At 48.9% G+C, this 11,747-nt stretch carries 11 protein-coding genes and 1 pseudogene; 7 read left to right on the top strand and 5 right to left on the bottom strand.

What is annotated here, in order from left to right:
- Window positions 1-83 precede the first annotated feature (83 nt).
- Window positions 84-474: pseudogene (gene tnpA / locus ACFODW_RS13735) on the bottom strand (IS200/IS605 family transposase).
- A 440-nt stretch (window positions 475-914) separates the two neighbouring features.
- Entirely contained in the window at window positions 915-2,117 is a 1,203-nt protein-coding gene (locus tag ACFODW_RS13730; RefSeq protein ID WP_390307351.1) for an esterase-like activity of phytase family protein, read from the bottom strand.
- A gap of 187 nt (window positions 2,118-2,304) precedes the next feature.
- Here ACFODW_RS13730 and ACFODW_RS13725 point away from each other — a divergent pair, with 187 nt between their 5' ends.
- The 3 genes from ACFODW_RS13725 (at window position 2,305) to ACFODW_RS13715 (ending at window position 5,514) form a co-directional block, all read left to right on the top strand.
- Window positions 2,305-2,517 carry a hypothetical protein gene (locus tag ACFODW_RS13725; protein WP_390307350.1) on the top strand — a complete coding sequence of 71 codons (213 nt, stop codon included), beginning with the start codon at window positions 2,305-2,307 and terminating at the stop codon, window positions 2,515-2,517.
- 144 nt (window positions 2,518-2,661) lie between these two features.
- Window positions 2,662-4,251 carry a long-chain-fatty-acid--CoA ligase gene (locus ACFODW_RS13720; protein ID WP_390307349.1) on the top strand — a complete coding sequence of 530 codons (1,590 nt, stop codon included), beginning with the start codon at window positions 2,662-2,664 and terminating at the stop codon, window positions 4,249-4,251.
- A gap of 69 nt (window positions 4,252-4,320) precedes the next feature.
- The gene (locus tag ACFODW_RS13715; protein WP_390307348.1) at window positions 4,321-5,514 is read left to right on the top strand and encodes a CaiB/BaiF CoA transferase family protein; all 1,194 of its coding nucleotides are present in this window, start codon (window positions 4,321-4,323) and stop codon (window positions 5,512-5,514) included.
- 216 nt (window positions 5,515-5,730) lie between these two features.
- Here ACFODW_RS13715 and ACFODW_RS13710 read toward each other — a convergent pair whose 3' ends face one another.
- Window positions 5,731-6,156, bottom strand: coding sequence for a hypothetical protein (locus ACFODW_RS13710; RefSeq protein ID WP_390307347.1), 426 nt, complete (start codon window positions 6,154-6,156; stop codon window positions 5,731-5,733).
- A 253-nt stretch (window positions 6,157-6,409) separates the two neighbouring features.
- On the opposite strand from ACFODW_RS13710, the gene ACFODW_RS13705 reads away from it, so the two are divergent.
- Together ACFODW_RS13705 and ACFODW_RS13700 are read left to right on the top strand one after the other, a co-directional pair.
- A complete protein-coding gene (locus ACFODW_RS13705) occupies window positions 6,410-7,942 on the top strand; it encodes a TcaA NTF2-like domain-containing protein (protein WP_390307346.1) in 1,533 nt (510 codons plus the stop codon).
- A 21-nt stretch (window positions 7,943-7,963) separates the two neighbouring features.
- Window positions 7,964-8,779: a hypothetical protein gene (locus tag ACFODW_RS13700; RefSeq protein ID WP_390307345.1), complete on the top strand. Its 816-nt coding sequence runs from the start codon at window positions 7,964-7,966 to the stop codon at window positions 8,777-8,779.
- Window positions 8,780-8,791: 12 nt separating this feature from the next.
- Here ACFODW_RS13700 and ACFODW_RS13695 read toward each other — a convergent pair whose 3' ends face one another.
- Both ACFODW_RS13695 and ACFODW_RS13690 read right to left on the bottom strand, forming a co-directional pair.
- Window positions 8,792-9,076, bottom strand: coding sequence for a hypothetical protein (locus ACFODW_RS13695; protein WP_390307344.1), 285 nt, complete (start codon window positions 9,074-9,076; stop codon window positions 8,792-8,794).
- A gap of 198 nt (window positions 9,077-9,274) precedes the next feature.
- Window positions 9,275-9,457, bottom strand: coding sequence for a hypothetical protein (locus tag ACFODW_RS13690; RefSeq protein ID WP_390307343.1), 183 nt, complete (start codon window positions 9,455-9,457; stop codon window positions 9,275-9,277).
- A 374-nt stretch (window positions 9,458-9,831) separates the two neighbouring features.
- Between ACFODW_RS13690 and ACFODW_RS13685 the strand changes: the two genes are divergently transcribed.
- A complete protein-coding gene (locus ACFODW_RS13685) occupies window positions 9,832-10,359 on the top strand; it encodes a CueP family metal-binding protein (protein WP_390307342.1) in 528 nt (175 codons plus the stop codon).
- A gap of 189 nt (window positions 10,360-10,548) precedes the next feature.
- Window positions 10,549-11,742 (top strand): exonuclease SbcCD subunit D, encoded by a 1,194-nt coding sequence (locus tag ACFODW_RS13680; protein WP_390307341.1) that lies wholly within the window; start codon window positions 10,549-10,551, stop codon window positions 11,740-11,742.
- Window positions 11,743-11,747: the final 5 nt, after the last annotated feature.

Here is an 11,747-nt window from a genome sequence, read left to right as displayed (position 1 = left end):
CCTTACTCATTTCTTGCAAGATAGTTGCTTGTTCTTTTGTGGGAAGCAGTTTTATTTTGACGGTTATAGTCTGCGACACAGTTTCACCCCCTTGTTTTTTGCTGTTCCACATAATGTTTAATGGTTTCGCTCGATACATTCCCCGCGGTAGATACAAAGTAGGAACGAGTCCATATGCTTGGCAAGATAAGAAAAATCCTCTCGCAACTTTTTAGAAGTCACTCCTTTGATTTTTGCCATAATTCCAGCAGGACTAAATGTTGGTGGTGCGTTTAGAAATAAATGGGTATGGTCTTTATCGCACTCTAAAGCGACAATGATAATTTCCAATTCGCCACATATTTCTTGTACTAACTGTTTAAAACGTTCCTCAACATCCTCACGGAGGAATATTTTCCTTCTGTATCGAGGACAAAAAACGAAATGGTAGTTTACTAATGATACGGTGGTTTTTGTTCTTCTGTATTGATTCATATACTTATTGTATTTGCTTATTCGCCAGACTACAACAAATAAACCTAAAGAGAAGGAATTTTCGGATACTTGAAGTACCATAAACTTTGCGTTTTTTAGTGGTACTCCGTATCCGACCGAGCTATCATCCCACGATTAAAACCGTGGGCTTTCTCGCTCGGAACATCTGTAATCTAGGAGGTCGTTTTGCATGAAATTCATCAAAATAGCCGCACTGCTGGTGGTTTTAATCTTATTTATTCTGGTCATGGTGTGTGGCAGCATGAATTATTATCGATCCATGTATTGACGAGTTGTATGCGAGCAGTATACAGGAAAAAAAGAGGAGCAATGCGCATGCAGAATTGCTGCTCCTCTCAATTTAATCATCCTGCCTTTATTCCGAAGCTGCCGCCTCCACGGAAAAGGAACCGCCACGATAGTCCATCATGCTATTCGTCCTATCGGATCACTTCCAGTGCAATGAACTGGGAAATCTGCGTGTCATTGAAGTTATTATCTGACACGAGTACTAAAGTATCATTGCCATTAGGGAGTTTTTTGCCCCAGGTCATTCCTTCAATATTATCGACTTTTTCCAAGTCAAGGGCATTCATGTCTACGATCAGCTCTTTTTCTACAGGGCTGACATTTTTATCTTTGATAGAGTCGAATTCCTTAATATCCGTAGCACTGTTGATGTCTATTTTGTAAATGCGGACATAATTACTGAAGTCCCCATCGGCGGATTGGACACTTGCGCGTTCGAGGACGAGAAATTCATGCTCATTGATCGAAAGGATTTCGGTTACGCCATTATCCGCATGCTTGCCCTCACCAGGCTTTTCTGGAATCGCATCAATTGGATAGGCATATTCAGCAAGTACATTCCCATCCCGGTCATACTGGGTGATCCGTGAATAGGAACCGGAATAAGGGGTAGGCAGCATGCCATCTTGCATGAGCGGGCCTTCCATTGCCGTCCAGAATGTCTCACCGTCAGCGGAGAAGGTGGCACCTTCCAATGCGAGGTTATTGCGGAACCCTTTTTCTGCTTGCTCATCCATTTTTATCGTGTCGGTCACAGGGATATCTGATACAAAGCTGCCGTCCAGTGCTGCTTGATGAATATATGGATTAAGTCCCAGGGAACGGTTTCCCTCACTTGTGTACCAAATATGGTTGGATTCCGGATCAAATCGTATGGCTTCCGGGTCTGTGACCATCCCTTCCGCCCCGGAAAGATATTGCTCCCTGTTTGGATAAACAGTCCCATCCGCCTGTTTAAGGTAGGTGACATCGACTAATTGCACGTTTTGGAATCCGTTGGAGTTGTAGTTCAGTTTTGCGCTGTAAAACCGGGCTGGATTTAGGTCCGATCTGTCATCACTGAGCAGGAGCCATTTGTTGTTTTTTGGGTTGTAGGTGACACCGGAAAAACCTCCCGTCGTGGTTCCTTTATACGTTAATTCGTTTGGCACCACTTCCGATCCTATCAATCTCACCTCTTCCACCGTACGAACTTGATCCTGAATGACACTGTTTACAGATGGCCTGGGCTCCGGCGTGCCGCCATTAGGATGTGCCTTGGCCGTGTCTACTGTGTATCCAGTGATGCATAGTGCAGCCATACCAGTTACAAGTGCTTTTTCCAGCTTGTTCATTTCGTTTTCTTCCCCTCTCTATCTCCGTATTAATGGTCCGTATATATCCTATCTAAATAGTGTTAATAATGTATAAACTATCATTATAGATTTTGTAAAGAGAAGCAATTTGAGCTGGGATAGTTATTTATAATTTAGTAATCTTTAGATATCTTGAAAATAATTTTCTAAGACTTGGGGGGGTTCTATGAGCAAAATTGATCCAGAATCTAGAGAAGTAATGAAAAAGACGGAGAAATTTCGTCCTGTCACCGGGATGATTACAGGGGCTATCATCTTCCTTGTTGGATACTTTTTCACAGATGCAGACATGCCATCTCTGATTATATATTCGCTTCTTCCTGTGGCGCTCTCTTTTATTTTGTGGGCTATTTATAAGTGGATCATAACCTCGCTTTAAGGGAAGGGAAGACCTGGCATCCTTTTTATAGTTGTAAGATGTTGAAAAATATATTATTATCAGAATTGTAAGCGTTATCTAAAGCTACTTAGAAATGTCAACCTCTCGGAGCATGCCAAAATCTTATAGATGGAGTTGATTCCTATGTTTTCCCCACTTACCCCACTCGATTGGAAACGCAGGGCGGTGAAATATTACCCCGACAAAACGGCGGTGATCGATGATGAAAAATCATTTACGTACAAGGAATTCGCCGAGCGGGCGGACAAGCTTTCCGAAGCATTGTATGAGGCCGGCATCCGTGAGGGCGACCATGTTGCGGTGATGCTGCCGAATACTCATTATATGCTGGAAAGCTTCTATGGCATCTGTCAGCTGGGTGCGGTGATGGTACCGATCAACTACCGGATTTCCTCAGACGATATGGAATATATCATCAACCACAGTGATGCGAAGATGCTGATCGTCGATGAGGAGTTCAGCAAGCCGATCGAGGAAATCGAGGACAAACTCAGCCTGGAGCGGATCATTCTGGTACATGTGGACGGCTTTGAAACGAAGCTGAAGGCGAATGATTATGAGGCGTTCCTGAAGCATGCGCCGGTTACGACGCCGCCACAGGTGGAGATTGATGAAAACCAACTGCTGACACTGAATTATACGAGCGGCACGACCTCGAAGCCGAAGGGCGTGATGCTGACACATCGCGGAAACTATTTGAATGCCGCAAACTTCATGTACCATCTCGGTGTTAATCATGATGATGTCTATCTGCATACCCTGCCGATGTTCCATGCAAACGGCTGGGGAGGCGTATGGGCAATTACCGCAGCGGGCGGCACCCATGTCTGTCTCCGGAAGGTCGACCCGCCGAAAATTCTTTCCTTGTTTGAGCGGGAAGGAATTACCCTCCTATGCGGTGCGCCGACCGTCGTCAATATGCTTGTCAATGAGCCAAAAGCAAAGGAAATCGAAATAGAAACCCGTCCGCGGATGGCGACAGCAGGAGCTCCCCCGGCTGCCGCGCTTATCCAGAAGGCACAGGAAATTCTCGGCCTTCAAATGATTCATGTATACGGACTGACGGAAACCTCGCCATTCATCCTGTACAATGAGTGGAAAAAGGAATTCGACCAAAAATCCGCTGACGAACAGGCTGCCATCAAGGCAAGGCAGGGAATCGAACTCGCATTCAATGGGGAAACAAAGGTCATCCATCCCGATGGGGAAGAAGTGGCATGGGATGGAGAAGAGCTTGGTGAAATCATCACCCGCGGAAATGTAGTGATGGAAGGATATTACAAGGATCCCGATCGGACGGCCGCTGCCATGAAGGACGGCTGGTTCCATACCGGTGACCTGGCAGTGACCTACCCGGATGGATACATTGAAATCCGTGACCGTGCCAAGGACATGATCATATCCGGCGGGGAAAATATCTCCTCCACCGAAGTGGAAGGGGTGCTTTACAAACATCCGGATGTGCTGGAGACCGCAGTCATCGCCGTTCCGGATGAAAAATGGGGAGAGGTGCCGAAAGCGGTAATTGTCCTGCATCCGGATGCACAAGTGACTGAAGCGGAGATCATTGAATACTGCCGTAGTAACATGGCCCATTTCAAGGCACCGAAACAGGTGGAGTTTGTCGAGGAGCTGCCGAAGACTGCAACAGGCAAGCTGCAAAAATTCCGCTTACGTGAAATGCATTGGGAAGGGCAGAAAAAGGTGAATTGATTGGTATGGCTGCTTGGCCGGAATTCCCGGTTACAGGCAGCCTAATTTTACATAACAGGGGGACGTACTATGCTCGGTTCGTTGAAGATATTGGATTTTTCCACCCTGCTTCCGGGGCCCTATGCCACGATGATGCTCGCCGACCTAGGGGCGGAAGTTCTCAGGGTAGAGGCGCCGGACCGATTTGATTTTATCCGGGAAATGAAACCGCAGGCCGGAGAGGATTCAGCTGCCCATCAACATTTGAACCGCAACAAGCAGTCGATTGCCTTGGATTTGAATAAGCAGGAGGCAGTGGAAGTCGTAAAGCGGCTTGTCCTGGAATATGATATTGTCCTTGAACAGTTCCGGCCTGGTGTGATGGAGCGACTCGGCCTTGACTTTCAAACATTGAAGGAAGTGAATCCGCGCCTCATCTACTGCTCGATCACCGGCTATGGCCAGACCGGCCCGTACAGAGACCGGCCGGGGCATGATAACAACTACCTTTCCCTTTCCGGTGTCGCCGGCTATTCAAAGCGCAAACAGGAAGCACCTGTACCAATGGGCATCCAGATCGCTGACATTGCCGGAGGCTCCATGCATAGTGCGACCGCAATCTTGGCAGCCGCCATCCACCGGCAGGAAACCGGGGAAGGGCAGTACATAGATATCAGCATGACCGACGCCTCGTTTGCATTGAATGCCCTGTTCGGCTCCGGTTATCTCGCCGCAGGAGAAAATCCCGAGCCCGAGTCCACCGAGCTGAACGGAGGCACATTTTACGACTACTACCAGACAAAGGACGGGCGCTACTTCTCTGTCGGCAGTCTGGAACCTCCTTTTCGCAAAAAATTATGTGAAGGCCTGGGCATCCCCAACATGGTCGAGCTGGCCAATAGCGACCAGCCAAAGGAACAGCAGATCTTCAAACAGGCTATCCGGGAAGCATTTTTGGAGAGGACCTTCCATGAATGGCAGGAGATATTCCAGGATATCGACGCCTGCGTAGAACCCGTGCTCACCTTTGCCGAAGCCGCCGCCCACCCGCAGCTCAAAGCAAGAGGAATGGTCGCCGATGTAAGGAAGAGTGACGGCACCACTCAACAACAAATCGCCTCCCCATTCAAATTCTCCGGCTACCAGCAGAAATATTCATCAGTGGGAGGCAAGCGCGGGGTGGACACCTTGGCCGTATTGCGCCAAGCAGGATGGAATGATAAGGAGATTGATAGATGGATGGAAGAAGGCGTGTTTGGTAGAGGAGTGGAGACGTTTGAGTGAGATTGGGTGTGGGTTGCTGCGGCCCGAGTGAGGTGGTTCGAGGCCCCAGTAGGAGGTGCTGTCGCCCGAGTGACCACATCTAATTATTTTGCATATGAAAAGAGTCCAGTGTTTCTATCACTGAACTCTCTATGTCTATCCGAATTTCTATAGTCCACTTCTAATTCACCTAAAAGGATAGCTTCTACCTTATTCGTATGCTTCAATAATACCTAACTAAGTATCTACATCATAATAGATGTTGTCTTTGTCAGTAATTTGATAACCAATAATTTTATATGACTTGATTTTTGCTGCTGGTTCTGGATATACAGTTGCATTAGAATTACCAACGATATCTCCATTCATTAAGGTTTCATATTCAGATATGGAATCTACTTGTTTTATTCCATTTTCGAATTCCATTAACACATCAAAACTAATATCTTTCACTGGGATTTCCGAATTATTTTGGATCTCATATGCATATTCTACGCCACCAGCTGTATCAATATTGCCATTAGGAGTATTTTCTACAACGGGCGCCATCCCATGCCACTCGGGCCCCACGCCACGCAACTCGGGCGCCACCACCTCACACTCGGGCCGCGCCCCCTGTAACTCGGGCGCCACCCCATGCCACTCGGGCCCCACGCCACGCAACTCGGGCGCCACCACCTCACACTCGGGCCCCACGTCCCGCAACTCGGGCGCAAGCACCTCCCGCTCGGGCCTCACCCCACGCAACTCGGGCGCCAGCACCTCGCACTCAACCCCCACCCCCGAATCCATCTTTTTGTTATAAATCCGCCTGCCCCTTTCATAGGCTAAAGAATGGGACGGCTGATGGGTTGTACGATAGGCTAGGCTGGGCCCTCGACATGATCAATCATCTGGAAAAAGAGGGGGGAGGAGAATGAGTTATTGTACGGAATGTGGCAGTGCGTTAAGCCCGGAGCTTGGCTACTGTACGGAATGCGGGGCGAAGCGGGGAGCGGCTGAACCGGCGGATAGGAAGCAGGCCGGATCGAGAGAGCAAAGGCCTCGCCCCGTGCACAGGCAGCCGCCAAGGAGGCCGATGGCGAAGCGGCAAAAGATTCTGCTGGCAGCGGTAGCGGGGCTTGTGCTGCTGTTGTTTGGCACGCACCAGTTTCTATCCTATTATTTCGACCCGGTACGGGATCTGAAGGCGATGGATCGTGCGGTAAGTGCGGGGAACGTGGAGGAGTTTCTGAGTTTCATAGAATTTGACGAAGGGGCACTGCTTGATGAGGAAAGTTATTTTTCCTACATAAAGGGCCAGGAGTGGGATCAGGTCCGGGAGCAGTACCTGGCTTTGTTGGAGGAACAGGAGGAAGCGGCCTCCCCGTTTGATGAAACCTTGCCATCCAGTATGGGAGAGCAGTTGTTTGTCGTGCAGAAGAAGCCAGTTGTCTTCGGCCTTTATACGTCTTATTCCCTGAAGGCGGTTCCGGGCTGGGTGACGGTTCAGGCATCCATGGATGATACGGAAGTTCATGTGGGCGAGCACACACAGACATTGCAGAAGGATGGTGAAGAGGAAATTACGGTATATCCGGGGAAATATCCGGTGTCAGGGCGGGCGGAGAATGAGTTTGGCGTGTTCACCTATGAGGATACGGTCGAGGTGGCGGCAGGTTCGGTGGTAACGCTGCCGATCAGCTTTGACTCGGTGACGTACAGCTTGGAAACGAATAAGCCAGAGGCGACATTGTTTATTGATGGGGAAGATACCGGCAAAAGTCTGGAGGCTGTCGGTGAAATCGGACCGGTCCCCGAAGATCAGGAGCTCGAACTGCATGCAGAATGGACAGATCCGGAAGGGGAGACGCTCCAAGTGAAAGCAGAGAGCGGCTGGGAGAACAGCTACTCCTTTCATTTTGAAGAAGCCGACACTGCTGAAGATCAAACAGCTTTCCTTGATGTGGACGTGAGCGAACTGGAAGGAGAGGCGCAATCACCAGAAGAAGAGCCAGAGCCGGCGGAAGATGATACGCCTGCTGACCTCGAGACAGAAGAGGAGGAAGAGGGAGAAACAGCCCAGATGGAACTGCAGTCGGTGGATGCCGGCGACATTGTGCTGGTTTTCCGTGATTCCTATGAGAATGCACTGAACCAGAAGAGCTTCGGCTTCATTGAGCCGTATATCCAGTCCGGGAGCCAGGCACATAGTGATCTCCAAACATATATTGCCGATCTGGCTGATACGGATTATCATTATGAGTTCACCTCGAATGACATACTTGGGGTGGAGGAAGTCGATGGGGAGACGGTGGAGGTGACGACCAGCGAGCGTTTCACCTTCACCAACGACGAGCAGGAGGTCGTCGATTATGACCGGCAAAAGGTCTACACGCTCAGCCGGGAAGACGGTACCTACCGCATCAGCGATATAGAGTATCTGGAGACCAATCGGGATCGACAATAATTATAAAGGGGTTTTGACATCATGATTACTTGTCCAACATGTCAGCACGAACAAGTTTCGGGTAAATTCTGTGGTGCTTGCGGGGCTGCAATGCAGGAGAATGCGAGGCCAGATGCAGCGTCTACGCCACAGGCACAGGGGGCAACAGAGGCCGGGCCCGCGGTACAGGTCCAACCCTCCCAAGCATCCGGGAACGCAACACATGCACTCGGCGACTATTGGCATTATCTGCTCGGAACCATTAAGAATCCGACACATGCATTCCGGTCCGGTGAGCGAGATTTCAGCTATGGGCTGATCAATATCGCCTTGTTCCTTGTCACCTTTGCATTGGGCATCTACTTCTTGATCAACTCATTGGTCAAATCCATGTCAGGATTCGGAGGCTTGTTCGACAGTGAGATGTCTTCCATGAATGCGCCATTTTTCGGTATCTTCTTCCGTGTCTTGCTGGTGGGCCTCATTTTTGCGGCCATTTCCTATGTCAGTTCCATCGCTATGGCAAAACTGGCAAAGAGCCCAGTCAGCATGAAAGAGTTCATCGCTCAATTCGGCGGTTTGTTTGTCCCATTTGCAGGGGTTGGTGTACTGACGATACTGTCGGGCCTTGCCGGATCCCTTCAGATCACCCTGGCACTCACGCTGGTTTCCTTCGCGTTCATTACGTTCATTCTTCCGGCAGTGATGGTTTTGGAGAAGGGGAGAGACACCACAGACCAGAATGTCTACCTGAGTCTCGGTGCCTCGCTGCTGGCAGTAGTTGTTTCCTATATCATGGTCCGGAGCTATATCGTAGGGATGGTGGAAGAGCTGGGACAGCTGATGAGTTTCTTATAGGATGACGGACGCTCATATGAAAGCCAGGAAGATAAAAATCACAATCATGGTGCAAAGCAAAATGGCCAAAGCGACCCACCAGTACGTTTGTGAAGCGCTTTCATTTTTCAATAGTAGATAGTTGAACGAAATAAATACAACAACACTGAGGAATAAACTGATCACCACCGCTTGAAAGTTAATAAGAAAAGGATCACCCCAGTTGAACACCATCCAAAAATACAAATACGCATATAACGTAAAAACTCCAATTACGGCGTTTCCTATATAGAAAAGAATTTTTTTAATCGGATGCATGGAAATATCCCCCTTACCACAGGTTCATCATTATATTAATATACGGAGAACCCGGGGAAATGGAACAAAAAAAGGGAAATAACTGGGAAAATGGGCGCGCTCCCTTGTAGAGAAGGAATCGAAAACGTGCCCAGGATGGTCGGATCCTGGGCACGTTTATTTCTATATTCACATCAACCGCAAGCGGCACTCTTTATTTTACAATACGTTTTCCAGTTCGACTACTTTTGAAAGCTTAATCATGTTCCAGCCATGGAATTCTCTTTCCTCCAGTTCGAAGCATGCTTTCTCACGAGCCTGCTCCTGGTCGGAATCGACTGTTTCTACGTATACAGGTATTGAAGAATCTGGATGATAGGCCATCCATTCCCACTTTTTCACTTTGACCTCTCCTTTGTTGTTTCAATGAAGTCTAGTCTATATATCGTTCCATCATTTATCAACCGTTTTTTGAAGGGAAGGGAAGATGTAAGGAACTACTTGTCCCTGTTTGATCCAGGAAAATTGCAGTATGCTTCTATTTATTCCATTTTCCTTCGATATACTCGCGTTTTGTATTTTGGGTGGTAATGAGGAGAGGATAGGCCGGGCCCTCTCTGAATGCGAAAGCGATTTCCAGGTCGCCAATCCTTTTTTCGACACCAATAAAATGCTTTTGGGAAATGAAGATATTGTGTCATTTTGCAAAAGGAGTATAGGAAAAGCGGCCAAGGTTGTATAATAGTAAACAGCAATCATAAATGGAGAGATGCGATATGAAAATGAAACTGTTGCTCATCTTATTGATCTCAGCATTGCTCGCTGCGTGCGGCAGTAGCGGCAATGCGGAAGATTCATCAGCAGTGGACGATACAGAGGATATCAAGCAATTAGTAGAGGAATATAGTGGAAACACTTCGGTGGACGGGTCGGCCTCCATTACATCCACGGAGCTCATTATCAACGATGAAGAAGAGGAGCGGGTCTATAATTTGCCCGAGGACGAATTTTTTGTTTCCATTGCCCCTTACATTAATGAAACCCATCCATGCACCAATCACAGCTTAACAGGCTGCCAAGGTGAGCTGGCTGGCGAGGATTTCGAGATTTACATGGAGGACTCCGACGGAAATGTAGTCGTTGATGAAACCATGAACGCTGAATCGAACGGATTTGTCGATCTGTGGCTGCCAAGAAATGAAACATTCCAGGTGAAAATTTCCCATGACGGGAAAGAGGTGGAATCAGAGATCTCCACTTTCGAAGAGGACGGCACCTGTGTGACAACCATGCAGCTGATGTAGAAAGATGTATAGCCCATTCCCTTGCTTTCATGCGGGGAGTGGGTTTTTTTATAAGAAAAATTCCAATGCGAGCATGCATTCCCCAACCCCACCCCTGCATGGTACAATAGTTGTAGATTTTCAGAATATAAGACAAGCGACATTTGCTGTGATAGATAGAATGAGAGAAAAGAAAAGGGAGGGCTTATCATGAAATTTTTCCATACGGCGGATTGGCATTTGGGCAAGCTCGTGCAAGGAGTATATATGACCGGGGACCAAGGCGGGGTGCTCAAGCAGTTCATCGAAGCGGTGGAGGAAGAGAAGCCGGATGCTGTGATTGTGGCTGGGGACCTGTATGACCGGGCGGTGCCCCCGATCGAGGCGGTGCATTTGCTGGATGAGGTGCTGGAGAAGCTGGTGGTCAAGCTGAATGTGCCAGTGCTTGCGGTTGCGGGAAACCATGACAGTCCGAGCCGGTTGAACTTTGGCAGCAGAATTATGAAGGACAATGGCTATCATGTGATCGGGAATCTGAACGAGGATATGGAGCCGGTGAAATTGGCGGATGAGCATGGAGAGGTGCATTTCCATCTGGTGCCATACTGTGATCCGAGTGTGGTACGGAATGTGCTCGGCGATGAGGCGGTGCGCAGCCATAATGACGCGATGAAAGCAATCGTGGAGCGAATCAATGGGAAGATGGATCCGGACGCCCGCCACGTATTCGTCGGGCATGCCTTTGTGACGCCGTACGGGGAAGAGGAAGAGAATACGAGCGAGTCGGAGCGGCCGCTGTCGATCGGCGGTTCCGAATACGTGGATGCACATAACTTTGAGAGCTTTCATTACACGGCGCTCGGCCATCTGCATCAGGCCCATTATGTCCTGAATGAGACGGTACGCTATGCCGGGTCGCCGCTCAAGTATTCCATTTCCGAGGAGAATCACCGGAAGGGATATGTGGTCGTGGAAATGGATGAAGAAGGCAATATCAGCACTGAAAAGCGGGGTCTGTCCCCGAAACGGGATATGCGTACAGTCGAGGCGGAGCTGGCGGAGATTTTGACCTATCCGGTCAGCGAGGATTATGTATTCGTCCGGCTGACGGATGAGACGCCGGTATTGTCGCCGATGGAAAAGATCCGCTCCGTGTTCCCGAATGCGATGCATGTGGAGCGGAAGCATTTCCGGCTGGCCGCCAAAGAGGCAGGCGATGGCGGGGAAAAAGTGGAGCGGACGAAAATGAGCGACCTCGAACTGTTCCGCGCCTTTTACCGGGAAGTGAAGGGCGAGGAAGCAGGAGCAGAGACGGAGGAAATTTTCCGGGAAGTGCTCGATGATCTTTTGAAGGAAGAAAATGAGACGAACGAAACCAAGAAGTCGGTCACAAGTGGGGCCTAAAGGGA

The organism is Virgibacillus sediminis (assembly GCF_042643265.1).
In the GTDB taxonomy this organism is placed as follows: domain Bacteria; phylum Bacillota; class Bacilli; order Bacillales; family Amphibacillaceae; genus Virgibacillus_O; species Virgibacillus_O sediminis.
This window is presented reverse-complemented; position numbering and strand designations above follow the sequence as displayed.

What these genes read in the sequence shown, in the direction of transcription:
- ACFODW_RS13730 (WP_390307351.1), bottom strand. Translation starts at nt 2,117, where the DNA reads ATGAACAAGCTGGAAAAAGCACTTGTAACTGGTATGGCTGCACTATGC.
- ACFODW_RS13725 (WP_390307350.1), top strand. Translation starts at nt 2,305, where the DNA reads ATGAGCAAAATTGATCCAGAATCTAGAGAAGTAATGAAAAAGACGGAG.
- ACFODW_RS13720 (WP_390307349.1), top strand. Translation starts at nt 2,662, where the DNA reads ATGTTTTCCCCACTTACCCCACTCGATTGGAAACGCAGGGCGGTGAAA.
- ACFODW_RS13715 (WP_390307348.1), top strand. Translation starts at nt 4,321, where the DNA reads ATGCTCGGTTCGTTGAAGATATTGGATTTTTCCACCCTGCTTCCGGGG.
- ACFODW_RS13705 (WP_390307346.1), top strand. Translation starts at nt 6,410, where the DNA reads ATGAGTTATTGTACGGAATGTGGCAGTGCGTTAAGCCCGGAGCTTGGC.
- ACFODW_RS13700 (WP_390307345.1), top strand. Translation starts at nt 7,964, where the DNA reads ATGATTACTTGTCCAACATGTCAGCACGAACAAGTTTCGGGTAAATTC.
- ACFODW_RS13695 (WP_390307344.1), bottom strand. Translation starts at nt 9,076, where the DNA reads ATGCATCCGATTAAAAAAATTCTTTTCTATATAGGAAACGCCGTAATT.
- ACFODW_RS13685 (WP_390307342.1), top strand. Translation starts at nt 9,832, where the DNA reads ATGAAAATGAAACTGTTGCTCATCTTATTGATCTCAGCATTGCTCGCT.
- ACFODW_RS13680 (WP_390307341.1), top strand. Translation starts at nt 10,549, where the DNA reads ATGAAATTTTTCCATACGGCGGATTGGCATTTGGGCAAGCTCGTGCAA.